General features: G+C 34.5%; 14 protein-coding genes. 10 read left to right on the forward strand and 4 right to left on the reverse strand.

The features are described 5' to 3' along the window. The first annotated feature begins 96 nt into the window (after positions 1 to 96). The 3 genes from EKL95_RS09425 (at position 97) to EKL95_RS09435 (ending at position 4,727) form a co-directional block, all read left to right on the forward strand. Positions 97 to 2,643: an ATP-dependent Clp protease ATP-binding subunit gene (locus tag EKL95_RS09425; RefSeq protein ID WP_126462449.1), complete on the forward strand. Its 2,547-nt coding sequence runs from the start codon at positions 97 to 99 to the stop codon at positions 2,641 to 2,643. Between the two features lie 138 nt (positions 2,644 to 2,781). Then, positions 2,782 to 4,152, forward strand: coding sequence for a 30S ribosomal protein S6--L-glutamate ligase (gene rimK, locus EKL95_RS09430; RefSeq protein WP_126462452.1), 1,371 nt, complete (start codon positions 2,782 to 2,784; stop codon positions 4,150 to 4,152). A gap of 59 nt (positions 4,153 to 4,211) precedes the next feature. Then, the gene (locus tag EKL95_RS09435; RefSeq protein ID WP_126462455.1) at positions 4,212 to 4,727 is read left to right on the forward strand and encodes a DUF421 domain-containing protein; all 516 of its coding nucleotides are present in this window, start codon (positions 4,212 to 4,214) and stop codon (positions 4,725 to 4,727) included. 229 nt (positions 4,728 to 4,956) lie between these two features. Here EKL95_RS09435 and EKL95_RS09440 read toward each other — a convergent pair whose 3' ends face one another. The 3 genes from EKL95_RS09440 to hutH are packed head-to-tail and all read right to left on the reverse strand — an operon-like array spanning position 4,957 to position 8,481. Further along, positions 4,957 to 6,243: an inorganic phosphate transporter gene (locus EKL95_RS09440; protein WP_126462458.1), complete on the reverse strand. Its 1,287-nt coding sequence runs from the start codon at positions 6,241 to 6,243 to the stop codon at positions 4,957 to 4,959. Between the two features lie 29 nt (positions 6,244 to 6,272). Beyond that, the gene (locus EKL95_RS09445; RefSeq protein WP_126462461.1) at positions 6,273 to 6,917 is read right to left on the reverse strand and encodes a DUF47 domain-containing protein; all 645 of its coding nucleotides are present in this window, start codon (positions 6,915 to 6,917) and stop codon (positions 6,273 to 6,275) included. Positions 6,918 to 6,966: 49 nt separating this feature from the next. Beyond that, positions 6,967 to 8,481, reverse strand: a complete 1,515-nt coding sequence (gene hutH / locus EKL95_RS09450) for a histidine ammonia-lyase (protein ID WP_126564034.1) — start codon at positions 8,479 to 8,481, stop codon at positions 6,967 to 6,969. A gap of 918 nt (positions 8,482 to 9,399) precedes the next feature. Between hutH and thrA the strand changes: the two genes are divergently transcribed. From thrA to EKL95_RS09470, 4 genes are all read left to right on the forward strand, one after another. Then, on the forward strand, positions 9,400 to 11,847 hold the full coding sequence (gene thrA / locus EKL95_RS09455) for a bifunctional aspartate kinase/homoserine dehydrogenase I (RefSeq protein ID WP_126564035.1): 2,448 nt from the start codon (positions 9,400 to 9,402) through the stop codon (positions 11,845 to 11,847). A 108-nt stretch (positions 11,848 to 11,955) separates the two neighbouring features. Further along, positions 11,956 to 12,882 carry a homoserine kinase gene (locus tag EKL95_RS09460; RefSeq protein ID WP_126462470.1) on the forward strand — a complete coding sequence of 309 codons (927 nt, stop codon included), beginning with the start codon at positions 11,956 to 11,958 and terminating at the stop codon, positions 12,880 to 12,882. Between the two features lie 126 nt (positions 12,883 to 13,008). Further along, positions 13,009 to 14,298, forward strand: coding sequence for a threonine synthase (gene thrC, locus EKL95_RS09465; RefSeq protein WP_126564036.1), 1,290 nt, complete (start codon positions 13,009 to 13,011; stop codon positions 14,296 to 14,298). A gap of 663 nt (positions 14,299 to 14,961) precedes the next feature. Next, positions 14,962 to 16,371 carry a hypothetical protein gene (locus EKL95_RS09470; RefSeq protein ID WP_126462476.1) on the forward strand — a complete coding sequence of 470 codons (1,410 nt, stop codon included), beginning with the start codon at positions 14,962 to 14,964 and terminating at the stop codon, positions 16,369 to 16,371. A gap of 102 nt (positions 16,372 to 16,473) precedes the next feature. Here the strand turns inward: EKL95_RS09470 and EKL95_RS09475 are convergent, their stop codons facing one another. Next, positions 16,474 to 17,382, reverse strand: coding sequence for an SH3 domain-containing protein (locus EKL95_RS09475; RefSeq protein WP_126462479.1), 909 nt, complete (start codon positions 17,380 to 17,382; stop codon positions 16,474 to 16,476). 217 nt (positions 17,383 to 17,599) lie between these two features. On the opposite strand from EKL95_RS09475, the gene EKL95_RS09480 reads away from it, so the two are divergent. From EKL95_RS09480 to EKL95_RS09490, 3 genes are all read left to right on the forward strand, one after another. Continuing rightward, positions 17,600 to 17,899, forward strand: coding sequence for a transposase (locus EKL95_RS09480; RefSeq protein WP_126554163.1), 300 nt, complete (start codon positions 17,600 to 17,602; stop codon positions 17,897 to 17,899). Between the two features lie 510 nt (positions 17,900 to 18,409). Then, entirely contained in the window at positions 18,410 to 19,018 is a 609-nt protein-coding gene (locus EKL95_RS09485; RefSeq protein ID WP_126564037.1) for an RNA polymerase sigma factor, read from the forward strand. Between the two features lie 187 nt (positions 19,019 to 19,205). Continuing rightward, on the forward strand, positions 19,206 to 20,204 hold the full coding sequence (locus EKL95_RS09490) for a FecR family protein (protein ID WP_233589403.1): 999 nt from the start codon (positions 19,206 to 19,208) through the stop codon (positions 20,202 to 20,204). Positions 20,205 to 20,303 lie beyond the last annotated feature (99 nt).

The following is a 20,303-nucleotide window of genomic DNA, read 5'->3' on the forward strand; positions in this document are numbered from 1 at the left end:
GATAATTTTTGTCACTTAGCTGACACGACTTCATATAGGAATGGTTTTTGTTTTTCTATCACTAATTCACTAAATTTACGATATCAAATATATATTATGGATGATAATTTTTCACCAAGAGTAAAAGACGTTATTACTTACAGCAAAGAAGAAGCTTTGCGACTAGGACATGACTTTATAGGAACAGAACACTTAATGCTGGGAATTCTAAGAGACGGTAACGGAAAAGCAATTCAAATATTGAATAACCTTGACGTCGATTTAGACCATTTACGCAGAAAAGTAGAGATCTTAAGCCCCGCAAGTCCTAGTGTAGAAGTAAATGTTGAGAAGAAAAACCTGCACCTGACACGCCAGGCAGAACGGGCTTTGAAAACCACTTTTCTAGAAGCTAAGGTTTTTCAGAGTTCCTCTATCAGCACCGCACATTTATTGTTATGCATATTAAGAAATGAAAATGATCCAACAACCAAGCTATTGAATAAACTGAAAATTGATTATGATATAGCTAAAGAACAATATCTAAACATGACTCCAAACGAAGAAGAATTTATAGAGAAATTGCCAAGAAACGAATCGTATAATGACGATTCAGGACAAGATGACAGTCTAAAAGAAGGCACCTTTAACAATCCAGCCAACAAATCCAATAAAAAATCGAAAACCCCTGTTTTAGATAATTTTGGAAGGGATTTAACAGAAATGGCCGAAGAAGGAAAACTGGATCCTGTTGTAGGGCGTGAAAAAGAAATCGAACGCGTTTCGCAAATTTTGAGTCGTAGAAAAAAGAACAATCCATTACTAATAGGAGAACCAGGTGTGGGAAAATCAGCCATTGCCGAAGGTCTAGCGTTGCGAATTATTCAGAAAAAAGTATCACGTACTTTATTCAACAAACGTGTTGTTACCTTGGATTTAGCCAGTCTTGTTGCCGGAACAAAATACCGTGGGCAGTTTGAAGAGCGTATGAAAGCAGTGATGAATGAATTGGAAAAAAATGATGATATCATTCTTTTTATAGATGAAATTCACACCATTGTAGGTGCTGGTGGTGCAACTGGATCTCTGGATGCATCCAATATGTTTAAACCGGCATTAGCGCGCGGTGAGATTCAATGTATTGGCGCTACAACATTAGACGAATACAGACAATACATAGAAAAAGATGGTGCATTAGAGAGACGTTTTCAAAAGATAATTGTAGAACCTACATCCGTCACTGAAACGATTACAATTTTGAATAACATCAAAAATAAATATGAAGACCACCATAATGTTACTTATACACAAGAAGCTATTGAGGCTTGTGTAAAATTAACTGACAGGTACATGTCTGAGCGCTTCTTACCGGACAAAGCCATCGATGCTTTAGATGAAGCAGGCTCCAGAGTTCATATTACCAATATTGAAGTTCCTAAACAGATTTTAGATTTAGAGCGTCAATTAGAAGATGTTCGAGAACTGAAGAATGTTGTGGTAAAAAAACAAAAATATGAAGAGGCCGCTAAACTTCGTGATGACGAAAAACGTATTGAAAAAGATTTAGCTATTGCACAAGAACAATGGGAAGAAGATTCAAAAAACAACAGAATAGAAGTTACGGAAGACAATGTAGCCGATGTTGTATCGATGATGACCGGAATACCTGTGAACCGAATAGCACAAACCGAAAGCAATAAATTGGCTAAATTACCAGAACTTATTGAAGGAAAAGTTATTGGACAAAGAGAGGCCGTCATGAAGATTGCACGTTCGATACAACGAAATCGCGCCGGGTTAAAAGACCCAAATCGACCTATTGGATCCTTTATCTTTCTAGGACAAACCGGTGTTGGTAAAACACAACTTGCTAAAGTATTGGCTAAAGAGTTATTCGACTCTGAAGATGCTTTGGTACGCATTGACATGAGTGAATACATGGAGAAATTTGCTATCTCTCGTTTAGTTGGTGCACCTCCGGGATATGTAGGGTATGAAGAAGGCGGTCAACTGACTGAAAAAGTGCGAAGAAAACCCTATTGCGTGGTCTTATTGGATGAGATCGAAAAAGCGCATCCTGATGTTTTCAATATGTTATTACAAGTGCTGGATGACGGATATTTAACGGATAGTTTAGGTCGAAAAATTGATTTCAAAAATACCATAATAATCATGACTTCGAATGTTGGTGCCAGACAATTAAAAGATTTTGGACAAGGAGTCGGCTTTGGAACTGCTGCCAAAGTAGCGCAGGCTGATGATAATTCAAAAAGTATTATTGAAAACGCCTTAAAGAAAACTTTTGCTCCTGAATTCCTTAATAGAATTGATGATGTAATTGTATTCAATGCTTTAGAAAAACATGATATTGATTTAATTATCGAAATCGAATTAAAAAAATTATTCGCCCGTGTTGCCGAATTAGGGTATCAATTGAGTCTTTCTGACAAAGCAAAAGCATTTATAGCTGAGAAAGGTTTCGACAGGCAATTTGGCGCAAGACCACTAAAAAGAGCCATTCAGAAATATGTTGAAGATACCCTTGCAGAAGAAATTATCACTTCGAAAATAACAACCGGAGATGAAATCTTCATGGATATCGAAGAAGGGGCACAAGAATTAACGGTTCAGGTTCATAAAGCCGGCGAAGCCACAAATCCTTAAATAATTCCTTTGAATCTTAACCATAACCCGTTACGTTTTTATAACGTAACGGGTTTTTTCTTTATGATAAAATACACTTTTTTTGAAAACAAATATTTACATTTGGTTTTTATAACATTGATCCATTAAAATTACTTTATGTCTGAAAACAAAGTTATCCTAGGTAGTGAAGAATGGTGCTCATTCCCTGAAATAGGGATTCCAACCATTAAAGCACGTGTTGATTCCGGTGCTAAAACATCTGCGCTACACGCTATAAATATTGCTCCATTTATTAAAGACGAAAGCAATTGGGTGAAATTTGACATTAACCCAATCCAAAATAATTTAAAAACAATAATTCATTGTGAAGCGCCTTTAATTGATAAACGCATCGTTAAAAGTTCAAGTGGCTTTAGAGAACAACGCTATGTAATTCAAACAAATCTACAAATAGGAAGTTCAAAATGGCCTATTGAGATGACATTGACCAATCGAGATTCCATGGGTTTCAGAATGCTTTTAGGCCGTGAAGCCATGAGCGGAAGAGTATTGGTTGATCCGGAGCAAAAATATCTTTTAGGACAACCCACACCCGACAGTCTAAAAGAATTGTATAAAAATTCCGAGAAAGCAAGTTCCGGATTACGCATCGGACTTTTGGCCAGTAATCCTGAATTGTACAGCAACAAGCGTATAATGGAGGCTGGCGAAATGCGTGGTCACGAAATGCACTTTCTGAACATCAAGGAATGTTATATGAAACTGGATGCAAAAACGCCAGAAATTCATTATCGTGGCGGTAAGATACTAAATCAATTTGATGCCATTATACCCAGAATTAGACCTAGCATTACATTTTACGGTTGCGCTTTGACCAGACAATTTGAAGCATTAAAAGTATATTGCTTAAATTCATCGAATGCTATTACACAATCACGAGATAAATTATACTCTTTGCAATTACTATTGAATCATGGGGTTGAAATTCCTACCACCGGTTTTGCTAATTCCCCTTTGGATACGGATGATTTGATAAAAATGGTGGGCGGTTCTCCACTAATCGTGAAATTACTAGAAGGAACACAAGGAAAAGGAGTCGTGTTGGCAGAAACAAAAAAAGCCGCAGAAAGTGTCATAAATGCTTTCAAAAGCTTAAATGCCAATATATTAGTTCAAGAATTCATCAAAGAAGCCAATGGAAAAGACATTCGTTGTTTTGTAATTGATGGAAAAGTAGTGGCTGCTATTCAGCGTGAAGCAATGCCGGGCGAATTCAGGGCTAACATTCATCTTGGAGGAACAGCATCTATTATAAAAGTAACCGCTGAAGAAAAACGTATTGCCATCAAAGCAACCAAAGCAATGGACCTCAAAGTGGCAGGTGTAGACATTATTCGTTCCGCTAAAGGCCCGTTGTTATTAGAAGTAAATTCATCGCCAGGACTAGAAGGAATTGAAGGAGCTACCAATAAAGATATTGCCGGCGAAATGATCAAAGCAATCGAGAAAAATTTTAAAATAAAATAGCAGTCAGTAGCCGTTTACAGTCTATTGAAAACTTTTAAAATTACTTTAAAACTAAAAAAATGAACGAATATCTTGATATAATTCTTCGAAGTATTTTCGTTTATTTTTTTATGGTTATTGCCTTGAGACTTTTTGGCAAGAAAGAATTATCTCAACTAAACACTGCTGATGTAATATTAATTCTGCTAATCAGTAACTCTGTTCAAAATGCAATGGTAGGAAACGACACCAGTTTATCGGGAGGTTTAGCTGCGGCAACTGTATTGTTTACCATCAATTTTATTTTAAAAAAATTGATGTTTAAGTACCCAAGATTCAGTGATTTCATGCAAGAAAAACCAGAAATCCTTATACACAACGGCAATTTGGATTTTAAGACTCTTAGCAAATTAAATATCACTTCTGATGAATTAAAAGAAGCCATGCATGAACATGGAGTCGAATATTTTAAAGATGTAAAATTAGCAATCCTAGAAATAGACGGAAATATTAGCATTATATCCGGAGATGCTAATTTAAAACAGACCCATTACAAACGAAGACGCATTCATAAAAATTTGAGTGGAATAAATTAGACATAAAAAACTCAATATATATTCACGAAATTTATTTTCTTGAAATAAAGTGCTGTTAAAAAATTAAACACACCTATAAAATCACAAAATTTGACCTTAACGCCTTTTAATAAAAAACATATTTAACGAAAGAAAGACAAGATCTTCTGTTTTAAACAAATATATTTTTGGAGCATAAAAAAACCATTCTCAGTAAGAATGGTTTTTTATTATGATTTTTCTTTTAGTATTAAATAAAAATACTAAAAATATAGTAAATGATTGCTGCTAATATTGCTGAAATTGGAATGGTTAAAACCCAAGCCCATAATAAACTTACGGTCATTCCCCATCGCACGGCTGAAACTCTTTTAGTAAGTCCAACTCCAATTATAGATCCAGTAATAGTATGCGTTGTACTTACGGGCACTTTAAAATGCTCTGTAAAATATAAGGTCAGTGCCCCGGCAGTTTCTGCGGCAACACCTTCAAAAGAGGTCACTTTTGTTATTTTAGAACCCATTGTTTTCACGATCTTCCAACCGCCGCTTAAAGTCCCTGCTGCAATAGCAGAATAACAGGCAAGTGGAATCCAAGTTGGCATTTTAAAGGCTCCTTCGTCATTAGGAAGCACCACATCTAACCAAGCTGGAAGCGATTCCTGAGCAACACCACTGGTGTGAATATAAACCGCAACCGCTGCTGCAATAATACCCATTACTTTTTGGGAGTCATTCCCTCCATGCCCTAAACTAAAGGCTGCTGAAGACAGTAATTGCATTTTTTTTAACCAGGCCGTAGCTTGATTTAAATTTAAACTACTAAATATCAAACAGAAGGCGCTTATGGACAGAACGATGAATGCCACTAAAAACCATTTGATATTATGGGATTCAAACGCAACACTCCAAAAAGTAGACGATGGAAAACGAGGGTCTTTAATCTGGTCGTAATAGATCATTTGACTTTCTACAAACCAGATGGTCAAAATCATTAAAGAAGCTGTAAATATTTTAGGATAAATACTTTTTTTAGAGGCATTTAGTAACCAAATTGATATTAAATAAGACATTAAAGCGCCTAACAAAGGTGCCAATATAATAAATGCAATGATGATCAAAACACCCGAAGGCATTCCTCCATCTTTTCCAACATTGTACCAAGAAACCACACCAAATCCGGCATGAGCGATAGCTGCTCCGGCAAAACCACCAATTAAGGTATGTGAAGAACTAGAAGGAATTCCTTGCCACCAAGTGAATAAATTCCAAATGATAGCGGCGATTACACCCGCTAAAATAACGACTAAATTGATATCCATCGTATTGGCTGTTTTTGCCACAGTATCTGCAACACCAAAACCAAAAACCCAATACGCCAAAAAGTTAAAAAAAGCGGCCCAAACAACTGCTTGAAAAGGAGTTAATACTTTTGTGGCAACAACGGTTGCTATAGCATTGGCAGCATCATGAAAACCATTAATGTAATCAAAAATTAAAGCCAGGACTATAATAACTATAAGTAGAGTAAATTCCATAATTATAATTTCAGAATAAAACGAATGAATTAAGAATGTTTTACAGAAATGGATTCTAAAACACTCGCTACACTTTTACATTTATCAGTAGCCGTCTCTAAAACTGACAATACTTCTTTGTACTTGATAATGTTTTTTGCATCCGTTTCATTTTCGAATAAATCAAGAACTGCTTTATCATAAACATTATCTGATTTATTTTCTAATTTGTTAATTCTGACGCAGGCATCCGTGATGTTCTTCATATTTTTTAAATCTCTCAATTCTCTTACCGCTACATCAATATTTTGACATGCTTCAAGATTGATTTCAGTCAATTTTCTAATGGATTTCGTGATTTTATCAACTTGATACAATTTCATCCTGCTCGCTGCACCATGAAGATTATCCGCTACATTATCAATTGAAGTGATTAGAGAGTGTATGTCCTCTCTATCAAATGGAGTAATAAAATTTCTACTCAACTCTAAACTTGTTTGACGTGTTATATCCTCTCCTTTTTGTTCTAATGCATCAATTTTTCGAAAAAGATCCTCACGCTCCTTTAATGGAAGGTTTACAGCTTCGTGCAAATTTGTAGCAATTTCAATTAAATTACTTGATGCTTGTTCAAAAAGCGGAAAAAACTTTTTGTCTTTAGGAACCAAAAATTGGAAAAAATTATTTATGTTCATTTCATTAAAATTTAGTCCGGCAAAATTAATTCATTATTAATTGTTAATGTTAAGCTATTGTTAACAAATCATTTTCTATTTGAAAACTGTTCAAAAAAGAAACCGTCTTTTCAATATCATAATGCAAAATTCGATCTTCTTTAATCAAAGGAACTTCTTCACGATAGGCCTGTAAAAACATTTCAATAAAATCACTTGACAGCATTGGCCGTCTGTATTCAATGGCTTGCGAAGCATTCATCAATTCTATTGCTAAAATGCGTTCCAGATTATCCAAAACCCGCAATGCTTTAGTAGCAGCATTTGCCCCCATACTCACATGATCTTCCTGCCCGTTGCTGGAAACAATACTATCTACACTGGCGGGAGTTGCTAGTTGTTTATTTTGGCTGGCAATACTGGCAGCTGTATACTGAGGAATCATCAAACCAGAATTCAAACCGGGATTATCTACTAAAAATGCCGGAAGATTTCTAGTTCCGGAGATCAATTGATACGTTCTTCGTTCAGAAATACTTCCCAACTCAGCCAAAGCGATTGCCATAAAATCTAAGGCTAAAGCCAAAGGTTGTCCGTGAAAATTACCTCCGGAAATGATTTGGTCACTTTCAATAAAAATATTAGGATTATCAGTAACGGAATTGATTTCAGTCTTGAACACTTTTTTTACATAATCAATTGCATCTTTTGAAGCCCCATGCACTTGTGGCATACATCGGAACGAATATGGATCTTGGACATGATTTTTTTCCTGTTCGATAATTTCGCTCCCTTCCAAAAATCCTTTTATGCGGTTAGCAGTTACAATTTGCCCTTTGTGAGGCCTTATAAAATGGATCAATTCATTAAAAGGTTCTATTCTTCCATCAAATCCTTCAAGTGAAATAGTACCTATTAAATCTGCTAAATAAGAAAATTTGCTGACTTTCATTAAGATATGTACTCCATAAGCACTCATAAATTGTGTTCCGTTCAATAAGGCCAATCCTTCCTTAGACTGCAGTACTATTGGCTCCCAGCCAAAATGTTTTAGAACTTCGCTGGAATGCACTTTCTTACCTTCAAAATACACATCACCTTCACCTAATAAAGGCAATGATAAATGCGCCAAAGGAGCCAAATCTCCCGAAGCGCCAAGCGATCCTTGGGTATAAATTACCGGAAGAATATCATTGTTATAAAAGGCAATCAATCGTTCCACTGTTTGTAATTGAATGCCGGAATGACCATAACTCAACGATTGAATTTTTAGCAACAACATCAGTTTCACAATCTGAGTTGGTACTTCCTCTCCCGTTCCGCAGGAATGCGATTTGACTAAATTTTCCTGAAGTTTTGATAAATTTTCATTCGAAATCTTAACATTACAAAGCGACCCAAAACCTGTATTTATACCGTAAATGGGATCCGAATGTGAAGCCATTTTTTTATCTAGATAATCGCGACATTTTTGAATATTTATTTTTGCTTCATCAGACAAAGACAATGATTTATGATGTGTGACAATTTTCTCCAGTGTTTCCAAGCTAAGCAACTCAGTACTAATGTAATGCGTATTATCCATTTTGATAGTGTTTAAAAGGTAAAATTGAATAAATCTTTATAAATACACAACATTTATTGCTAATAATTTACATTTCATAACCCGTTGGGTTCAATTAATTTTTGATGATAATTTTCGTCAGTTCGAGTGATCCCGCTTTTGGGCGGGATTATATCGAGAACTAGAAAATTAGTATTAAAAACGGTTCTCGATACATTTTTTGTTCCGTTTTTACTACACAAAAAAACACTCGAACTGACGTTTTGAATAATTACACCCAACGGGTATTTTATAGTTAAACAAAAACCAAATAATAGCTTTCAGATAACGATAACTATATGACTTTAACAGATCAAATTTTGATTGTTCCTTTCCTTTTCCTTAGAACATTAAAGCACTAATTCATAAAAACACAAACCCATTAACCTGCTTGGAATGCAAATTAAGGAGAATTAAATTCTTTAAGCACTACAAAAAATAGAACTTCAGCTGCACACAATTTTTATAAAATTTAGAGATTTATACGAATAGTTTTATCTGAGACTTGATATATAACACAATATTTCATAATCCGCAAATAGCTTCTCCTATTTTAAAATATTCGCAAAAACACTGTCAAACGCTTTGTTTTTTATAAAAAACTGTACTTTTGAAAGATCAAAATGGAAAACAACAAAGCTACATATCACGCTTCGATAACAACTCAAATCTGGGTTAGCACTGCTGTTACGTTTACTACAACAACTACAACTACCCCCTTGGGGTAAATTTTCAACATATAATCCTATTTATCATATTTTTTTCACAAGAAAGAAAGACCTTGAGTGTATAACAAACATTACATTTTTCAAAAAAAACAACACACACCATTAGATCTCCTGCAGGCAATTAATCCTGAAAATGGCGACTCCCCATTACATTAAAAACAAATAACTTGCTATGAAAGTATTAAAATTTGGCGGAACTTCGGTTGCCAATGCACAAAATATAAAACTGGTTTTAGCTATCGTTAGCGATAAAGCAAAAGAAGAAAAATTAATCGTTGTGGTTTCTGCTTTCAGTAAAGTTACTGATTTGCTTCAAATTGCCTCCCAAAAAGCGGCCGCTGGAGACGAAAATTTCAAAGTTATCCTTGCCGATATAGAAAAAAAACACTTAGATACCTTAAAAGAACTTATACCAGTAAGCGAACAAAGCAGTCTTTTGAGCCATATCAAAAGAATCATCAATCACCTGGAAACCTTATTGGATGGATGTTACCTTTTAGGCGAATTATCTCCCAGAACTTCAGATACTATTTTGAGTTTTGGTGAATTACTGTCCTCGTATATCATTGCTGAAGCATTAAAACAAAACCTAAAAAACAGCTGTTATAAAGACAGCCGAGAATTAATAAAAACCAATAACCATTTTGGAAAAGCAATTGTTAATTTTGATGCTTCCAATGAATTAATTGTTGCTTTTTTTGCTTCGAATGAGAGTCAGGTAGTGGTTATGCCCGGATTTATTGCTGCCTCTTTAGACGGAATCAATACTACTTTAGGGCGCGGAGGATCTGATTATACAGGCGCTATTCTTGCAGGCGCTCTTGATGCAACTGACTTGGAGATTTGGACTGACGTCAACGGAATGTATACTGCCAATCCAAAAATTGTAAAACAAGCACAACCTATAGCTTACATTTCGTACCAAGAAGCCATGGAGTTGTCACATTTTGGTGCCAAAGTCTTATATCCGCCAACAATTCAACCGGTATTAAGAAAGAATATCCCAATTCTGATCAAAAACACTTTTGAACCTAAGGCTGAAGGAACCTATATTTCAAATCAGGTTTTTGCGCAATCAAATCCTGTAAAAGGTATCACACATATTGATGCTATTACCTTAATTACGCTTGAAGGCTCAGGAATGATTGGTGTTTCCGGTTCATCCAAAAGACTTTTTGAAGTATTATCCAATAAAAATATCAACGTAATTTTCATCACTCAAGCCTCCTCAGAGCACTCGATTTGTATTGGAATTCTAAATTCGGATGCCGATGTGGCGCAAGAAGCCATCAACAAAGCTTTTGAAGTGGAAATTTTACAAAATAAAATAGATCCATGCATTGTTGAAAATAACCTTTGCATCATTGCTTTGGTAGGCGAAAATATGAAAAACCACCAAGGATTGAGCGGTCGAATGTTCAGTACTTTGGGTAAAAACAACGTCAACATCCGAGCGATTGCTCAAGGTGCTTCCGAAAGAAATATTTCGGCAGTAATCAACGAAAGAGATGTGAAAAAAGCATTGAATTCATTGCACGAAAACTTTTTTGAAGAAAATACCAAACAGTTAAACCTATTTGTAATGGGCGTTGGAAATGTGGGGGAGAAATTCATCGAACAAATTCACCAACAAAAGAAATTCCTAAAAGAGAAGCTCAAGATAAACCTGCGCGTCATTGCGTTGTCAAATTCCCGAAAAATGCATTTTGATGAAGACGGAATCTCCTTAAAAGAATGGAAATTTGCTTTAGAAACTGGAGAACCTGCGGATAAAGAACAGTTTATTGCAAATGTAAAAGAGCTCAATTTACGCAATAGTATTTTTGTGGATATCACGGCAAATGAAAGTGTGTCTAAAACCTACGAACAGTATTTAAAAAGAAATATTGCCGTAGTAACCTGCAACAAAATTGCCTGCGCCTCCGAATACGACAATTATAAAAAACTAAAAAAATTATCCAGACAGTTCAATGCGCCTTTCCTATTTGAAACCAATGTGGGAGCTGGATTACCAATCATTGATACGATAAAAAATCTCGTTGCCTCCGGCGATAAAGTCAATAAAATCCAAGCCGTTTTATCTGGAAGTTTAAACTTTATTTTTAATAATTTTGATGAAAATAACACTTTTCATGACGTTGTTAAAGAAGCTGGTGTACAAGGATTTACAGAACCTGACCCGAAGATTGATTTGAGCGGAATTGACGTTGCCAGAAAGATATTGATTCTGATACGAGAAAGCGGTTACAAAATGGAAATCGATGAAATCACAAACGAATCGTTCCTGCCAGCAGAATGTTTGAATACGACTTCAAATGAAGCATTTTTCGAATCTTTACAGACACATGCCGCTCATTTTGAAACTATTTATAAAGAAGCGTTAAGCAAAGAATCTCGTTTGAAATACGTAGCGCAATTCGAAAACGGGAAAGCAAATGTTGGGTTGCGATTCATTCCTAAAGACCACCCCTTTTACAATTTGGAAGGAAAGGACAACATCGTATTATTCTTCACAGATCGTTACGTAGACCAACCTTTATTAATAAAAGGTGCCGGTGCTGGAGCTGCAGTTACCGCATCAGGAATATTTGCAGATGTAATTAGAATAGGAAACGTATAAATTAGGTCGTAAGGTCGAATGTCGTAAAGTCTGAAAGTTAGCCACTTGATTTTATGTTCATTCCTAAGACTTTACCACTTTATGACTTTAGAATTTAAGACTACTATTATGAATGAAATAAAAATATTTTGCCCTGCCACAATCGCCAATCTTTCTTGCGGGTTTGATGTCCTTGGTCTGTGTTTAGAAACTGCTGGTGACGAAATGATTATTCGGAAATCAGACATAAAAGGGATTCGCATCACTAAAATTGTGGGTGCCGACTTGCCTTTAGAAACCGAAAAAAATGTGGCTGGAGTATCCGCTTTGGCTATGCTGGAAGCTGTTGAAACGGAATTTGGATTCGAAATCGAAATCTACAAACACATCAAAGCCGGTAGTGGAATTGGCAGCAGTGCCGCAAGTTCAGCGGGAGCAGTTTTTGGAATCAATGAATTATTAGGGCGTCCATTTACACGCAAAGAGTTGGTTTTATTTGCCATGCAGGGCGAAAAACTAGCCAGTGGAAATGCTCATGCGGATAACGTTGCTCCTGCCCTTTTGGGTGGATTCACGCTAGTAAGAAGTTCCAATCCATTGGATATTATCAAAATAGAAAGTCCTTCTGAATTGTATGCCATCGTGGTTCATCCTCAAATTGAGTTGAAGACTTCGGATGCGCGATCGGTGTTGAAGCAAACAGTTTCCTTGAAAAGTGCGATTATGCAATGGGGAAATGTAGGCGGATTAATCGCTGGATTGTACACCAAAGATTATGACTTAATTGGTCGATCATTGCATGATGAAATCGTAGAACCGTTGCGTAGCGTTTTGATTCCGGGATTTGATTTAATCAAGCAAACTGCTTTAGAAAACGGAGCTTTAGGTTCCGGAATATCAGGTTCTGGTCCTTCTATTTTTGCTTTAAGCAAAGGAAAGGAAACTGCCGATAAAATTGCCAAAGCCATGAGTGTTATTTACGAAGAAATGTATTTACCATATGAAATTCACGTTTCTAAAGTGAATGATGAAGGAATTAAAATAATAGCCCCCTAACCCACTAAAGAGGAATAAAAAAAAACACAGCGATTTTAAAATTACAATAAATACATTCTAAATCCAGTTTCGTCTCCCTTCCCTTTGGGGAGGGTTGGGGTGGGGATTCTATAAATACTATACACAATGAAATATTACAGTTTAAACCATAACGCACCAAAAGTTTCTTTCAGAGAAGCCGTAGTACAAGGATTAGCCACAGATAAAGGATTGTATTTTCCGGAAACAATTACCCCATTAGCACCTGCTTTTTTTGATACCATCGAAAACTTAAGCCATGAGGAAATTGCTTTTGAGGCGATTAAACAATTTATAGGTGACGAAATTCCCACAGACACTTTAAAACAAATCATTGCCGAAACCCTGTGTTTTGACTTCCCCGTGGTCGAAGTCGAAAAAGATATTTATTCCCTTGAATTATTTCATGGACCAACAATGGCTTTCAAGGACGTAGGCGCGCGATTCATGTCGCGTTGTTTGGGGTATTTCAATAAAGATAACGCCGACAGTAAAAACACGGTTCTTGTTGCCACTTCCGGTGATACGGGAGGTGCTGTCGCCAGTGGTTTCCTTGATGTAAAAGGTGTGGAAGTGATTATCCTTTATCCATCAGGAAAAGTGAGCGACATCCAGGAGCGACAATTGACTACTTTAGGACAGAATATTAAAGCGCTTGAAGTGGACGGCGTTTTTGATGATTGTCAGGATATGGTAAAGAAAGCGTTCTTGGACGAAAGTCTAAAACATAAAAACTTAACATCAGCGAATTCAATAAATATTGCGCGCTGGTTGCCACAGATGTTTTATTTTTTCTTTGCGTACAAAGCATTAAAAAAACGAAACAAACCGTTAGTTTTCTCTTGCCCAAGTGGGAATTTTGGGAATATCTGTGCGGGGATCATTGCTAAAAAAATGGGCTTGCCTGTTCAACATTTTGTAGCGGCTACGAATGTAAATGATACGGTTCCTCGCTTTTTAGAAAACGGAATTTACTCCCCAAAACCTTCTATAGCTACTATTTCGAATGCGATGGATGTGGGGAATCCAAGTAATTTTATCCGAATTCAGGAAATGTATCACAATGACTTAGAGCAATTCAAAAAAGATTTCTCTTCGTTTACTTTTTCTGATAAAGAGACTTTAGAAGCCATGAATACCATCTATAATATATCCGGCTATATTGCTGAACCTCACGGAGCAGTGGGTTATTTAGGATTGAAAAAAGAATTACAAAATTACCCAAATGCTATTGGTATTTTCTTAGAAACCGCCCACCCTATTAAATTTTTGGATACGGTTGAACCAACATTAAACGTAAAACTCCCAATTCCTACCCAAATTGAAAGTGTTTTAGGAAAGGACAAAGTAAGCGTGAAAATTAAAACCTATAAGGAATTGAAAGCATTTTTGGAATAAAATTTTCTCAAAACAATTAAACTACTATGGCTTAAATATCCATAGATTTGGTTTGGCAGATTAAAGTCTGCAAGGTTAAAATGGGAACAAAAAAATCAAACCGCAGATTCGCAAATTAAACACATCAAAGCTGAATAAATAATTCGCATGTTCTTGGTGAAATTTTTAGAAGCGAAAGTGAAATGTACCAAAGTGCATAGTTTTAACTATATTCTGTATGAAATAATAAAAAACGACTTAGAATTCAATTTTAGTCATTTTTTATATCCAAATAAATCTGGTCTTAAGATGGTTCTAAACTTTTGTTTTAGAACACAAAAAAAACAATTCTACCAATTTAACGCATCAATTTTAAATATATAATTATGAGTAATTTACAGGAAAACAAAGCGATAAATTCTGTCACAGAAAAATAAAATTCAAGATCTAAAAATATAGCTTGAATATGACTTATTTAATACTTACTTTTGCAAAAAAATTGAGTTGTCTTCTTTAGGCCTTGTATGGGTATAAAAAACAACATCAACCCCATTAAAAAAACGAAGTATTTAAGAATCTGTTTAAATGTAACTAAAACAACAGATAAAAACACTCCAAAAAAACTACCTGATAAAGTAGCTTCCCATATCAACATAATTTATTAAAAAAAGGAGAAAAAAGTGTATGACGGATCATAGCATGAATGCTGTTAGTTTTGAAATTGAATTATTGGATAAACACAAAGACTATAGAAATCATTACAGATCAAATGATTTGTATTGGGGCGTAGGAATCGAAAATGAATGCTATTTAGAGTTTGAAAACCATCGTGTGGTGGACAAAGATTTTTTGCTTACTAAAGGACTTCATGAAAAGTATAGTGTTAATCATTTTAAGAATTACAAAGAAAACATATACCAGAATTCATTGCTGAAAATATTATCCGATAAAGAATATTATTTGCCGGTACTGATGAATTCCCATTCGTTTACAAAAACGGACATTAACAACCAACATAAGACTTTTGATCCCATAGATAATGAACCAAATCCTGACTATTCAGGGGAAAGTATCTTTGAAATACTACAAAAAAACAATCCTTATTTTATAGACGAGCTTCAAAAAGAATTCATTTTTGATGGTGACACAGTTGAATTTGTTACGCAAAAATTTTACAAAACAGATGTTGACTCGGTTATTGCTGAATTAGCTACAATAAAACAAGGTTTCATACACCATTTACAAAACGCTTTTGATAAAGACAAAATCTTTACGGAATACGGCCCTGTAAAAATATGTGCTGTAAACCATCCCTTTGCCATATTTATTTCAAACGATACGAATTATTCTGTTTTTAATAATATGACCTATCACTTCAATTTAACTATTCCAACTGAGTTAAATAGTGATGGAGAAATTAAGGACAAATTAGGTTTTATAAAAAAACACCAGAGGGCTATTCGATTATTCCAATGGCTGAGCCCCTTGTTTATGATAAAATTTGGTTCTTCTGATTATTTGTCGCACAATGACAGCAGCGTCAATTTGACAAAAGCATCACAACGATGTGCTATGTCAAGATACATTGGCGTGGGCACTTATGACACCTGTGTGATGAAAACCGGGAAGATTGTCCAGATGAATTTTGACGAACATCCCATGCATGAAAATCCAATGTGGTGGGTGAACCGTTATTCTGAAATATCAGATTACGAAAAGATTGATAAAATTGGCCTAGACATCAATTTTCATAAGCACAAAAATCATGGTATTGAATTCCGAATATTTGACTATTTCGACGAAAAACACCTACAAGAGGTTTTGAATTTTCTTGTTTTTATTCTGGATCATGCCTTATTAAACGAAATAGAAAATCCTATTTGCGATTTAGAATGGAATAACTTTGTTTATGAATCTATTATACACGGCAAAGAAACAGATGTACCAGCAAACCTTATCGCACTTTTAGAAAACATATTGTCTATTACAATTGAATCAAATGATCCTTTAGCAATTTACGAACAAATATACAACAGTTTACACGCTCGTTATTACGAAAATGGCTTTTGCAGTTCTTTACTAATTAAAAAGTAAGTACTGCAAATGCACTAGTGTCTTTATAGAAAAACCTGAAAGTATGTATACTTCTTAGTGACTTAACCCCACAAGAAGTAAACTATTTACAAGAGGTTTTAATTAATCATGATAATAAAAAATAGCAGAAGCATACCCACTTTCAGGATCATTATTACTCCACCAATCTTCTCTGATTTCTGAAAAATAATTATAATTATCAGCTCCTGCCTGAGACTGCAGCGGATAAATAACTTTGCCCTCTTTCCTGTAGGCTTTATCAGTATCTGTTTCTGGCACCACTACTACTATATGCCCGGATTTATTCAAAACAATTCTTTTGGCACAGATGATTCCTACACCACCATTAGCATTTACTTTCTCTTGAAGTTCATTAACATCAGCGATTCTTTCCCATCCAAACTCATTTCCGGATTGTAAAAACCAATCATAGATGTAATTTGAATAAAAAGGCCTTACCGTTTCATCAAAAATAACAGCCACTTCGTTCCCTTTCTCCAGTTGCTCAATTGCCTTATCCGTCCATCTCAATCTGGGAATATAGACCTTGGCAAAAAAGCAATAATCAAAAGTATAAATATTACAATAGGTATCCGATGCGTCTTTCTGATACCGAAAACTTTTTGAAACATCCAGTGCAGTGATGATGTTGCGAATTGACGTCAGTTTAGACTCAAGACTAGTTAAATCCCTAAAAGGAATTGAAGGATCACCAATAGGTTTGTACGTTTCCTCTTTACTGTCCAGACTTGCTCGTGCACCCAGTTCAAAATTAGGCACTTCAATATCCGTACTTTTTTCAGTGGTTTCATCTACGAGCTCAATATCTTTTGATAATACAAAACCCTCTTTTTCAGTGTTCAAAAGCTTTACTTTCCACCAATCTGATGCAGTTTTTTCAATTAATTTAACGGTATGTCTAAACGGTATTTTTATTAAAATTTTGGAATTATCATGCGTTGCCGGAAAATCTCTTAGATTTAATGACGGGGTAGCTACTCTATATTTCATACTAATCAGTTTCTTATAAATGATTCTACTGCCAAAATACTAAAAACAACTAAGAAAGTATCACCAGAAGCCGTTAATTTAAGATTTTTTTTAGAAACTAATAGTCTCCAATAACAATAAGGAGCGCTATCTAGCCTGTAATAAAGAGTGTGCACATTCTGGACATGCTAACTTTACCAGCATAAAAAGCTAAGAATAAAAACCTTAATTTTAACTTATGAAACAAGTGCGAAAAATTTATGACCGAGTTCTTAAAGAGAAAGCAGTTCAATTGAGTTATGAGAGACATAATATCTCCGAACTTGCCAGAGAATTAGGTATAACTGCTTCACAGTTATATAAGTGGCGAAAAGAGTATGAAGAGTTCGGACAAGGAAGTTTTCCAGGTAACGGCAATTTAAAGCAAACGCCAGAACAGGAACGAATTTCTGAACTTGAAAGAAAACTAAAAGATGCGGAACTAGAGCGAGATATATTAAAAAAAGCAATTGGCATCTTTTCCAAAAACGGTCGATGATTTATACTTTCATCAGAAACAATGAAAAGATATTTCCGATTGAAAAGATGTGTAAAGTATTGCAAGTTGGTCAAAGAAGTTATTATCAATGGAAAAGTTTTATGAATGTAAAATTAAAAACAAACAATTATTCTTTTAAAACATTTTTTTAATTAAGTTATTATTAAGAGTTTTGTTAATAAAAAATTAATATTTAAATAAATTAATAAAATAATCAAACAATCTTAATAATGTAAAAGTATGTGTTTTTTCTTAAAAAAATTACAACAAAAACTTATTTTTTTATTTAAAATGATACCCGTACTATTAATTAACCGTCTTGCAAAGAATATTTATAACATACAAAAAGTCATATTACAGTCATTTATAAATGTAGTTTTTAGGCAACCAATAATTAATTACGGCTTACTACTTATTAACTATCTTATTACCAAGACCTAAAAGCTGATTTAACAAAAACCTATGTTATAATTTTTATATAAAAACAATACTCTAACGCCAAAATTAATTTTGAATAGCCAAAAACTACTTGTTGATAATTTAGATGATTCTGTCCTTTGGAAAGCTTTAAAATCAGGAGACGAAAAGGCTTTTTCATCACTTTTTAAAAAGTATTACAGTCATTTAGTGCGATATGGGAATTCGTTTACTCCTTTTCCTGAAAAGGTACAAGATTGTGTGCAGGACGTATTTACAGACGTATGGGTTTACAAAAATTCCCTTAATGATAATGTTGTCGTAAAAGCTTATTTGTTATCAAGTGTCCGAAAACGTATTGCCAGACTTCACGAAAGAGACCATATTTTCAGAAAGTCCACTACTTTAGATTTGATTCCGTTTACTTTTGATTTTACCATCGAGGATATTCTTATCGCTGATGAATCTATGGCTATCAAAGTTTTAACACTCAACCAGCTCATCAATAATTTACCAGCACGACAGAAAGAGGCTTTATATCTGCGATACCATCAAGGACTAAGCGTTGAACAAATTGCAGAACTACTCGGAGTTAATTATCAGTCAGCAAACAATTTGATTCACAGGTCTTTACTAAATATTCGTAAAAATTGGAAAGAAAATAAGTCTCTTCTTTTTTTATTGTTATCTCAAGTATTTTAAATTTTTTGAAAAAATTTAGAATTAAGTGAGTATCAATTTAAAAAAATGTCCTCTTTCCTTTTATAACCCATTTTTATTCATGCAAAACCGTAATAATTATATTGAAATAGGCGATTTTTTGGCCGATGAATCCTTCAAAAGATGGGTACTACAACAAAACGACCAACAAAATTGGGAGCTTTGGACTTTGGAAAACCCCGTAAGAGCTAAATTAGTTGAAGAAGCGCGCGTATTGATTTTTGCAATGAAAGTTCCCTCAGACGATTTATCAGCTGATGCAGTTCAGACTGCTTTGGAAGCTACTTGGCATAAAATTGAGAATAAAAAGAAAACCACTCGCAAAACCAAAGTGTTGTTTTTAAGAAACAATTGGATTAAAGGCATTGCAGCAACACTTGTATTTGGGCTGATATCAACTTGGTTTTATCATAATTTTTTTAATGCCAATGATGGAGAGCTTAATTATAATGAATTAATTAAAGAGAATTCCGATGGCCTGTTAGAGCAAACAAACAACTCCAATAAGTCCCAAGTTATAATCTTGTCAGATGGCAGTTCGGTTTTATTACAACCGAAAAGTAAATTGAGTTATCCTAAAATATTTGTCGGAAACGAACGGAAAGTTTATCTGTCTGGTGAAGGTTTTTTTGAAATAAGCAAAGATGCTAAAAAACCGTTTTTGGTTTATTCAAATGAAATAATAACTAAAGTTATAGGAACAAGTTTTAGAATAAAATCCTATGAAAACGATTCTAATGTGGAGGTAATAGTTAGAACAGGTATTGTCAAAATCCATTCCAATAAATCTGCTTTTAATTCAACAAAGAAAGAAGTGATTTTATTGCCTAATCAAGCACTTCGTTATGGTAGAAAAACCCTTATATTCAATAAAATTACCAATATAACACAAGATGAATCATTAACTAGTGCTCTTGGTGACGTAGAAAAATTAAGTTTTGAATTTACCGATATTCCAGTAGTCCAAATTTTTAGAACTATAGAGCAAGCGTATTTAGTAGATATTGATTTTCCAGAAAATAAGTTAAAAGAATGTCATATTACTACTTCACTAACTGACCAGCCCTTATCTGAAAAATTAAAAATAATCTGTAAAAGTATTGGAAATAACACAACGTATCAAATGAATGGTAACCAAATTAGTATTCAATCAATTGGTTGCAACTAAATTACAATTTATATTAAATTAAAAAAAGCGCCGAAAATGCTGTAACATTTACGACGCCGTAAAAAATCAATTGATCTCCTGTAAAAGACAATTGTAATG

This window comes from Flavobacterium sp. LB2P53 (assembly GCF_003970305.1).
Taxonomy (GTDB): Bacteria; Bacteroidota; Bacteroidia; order Flavobacteriales; family Flavobacteriaceae; genus Flavobacterium.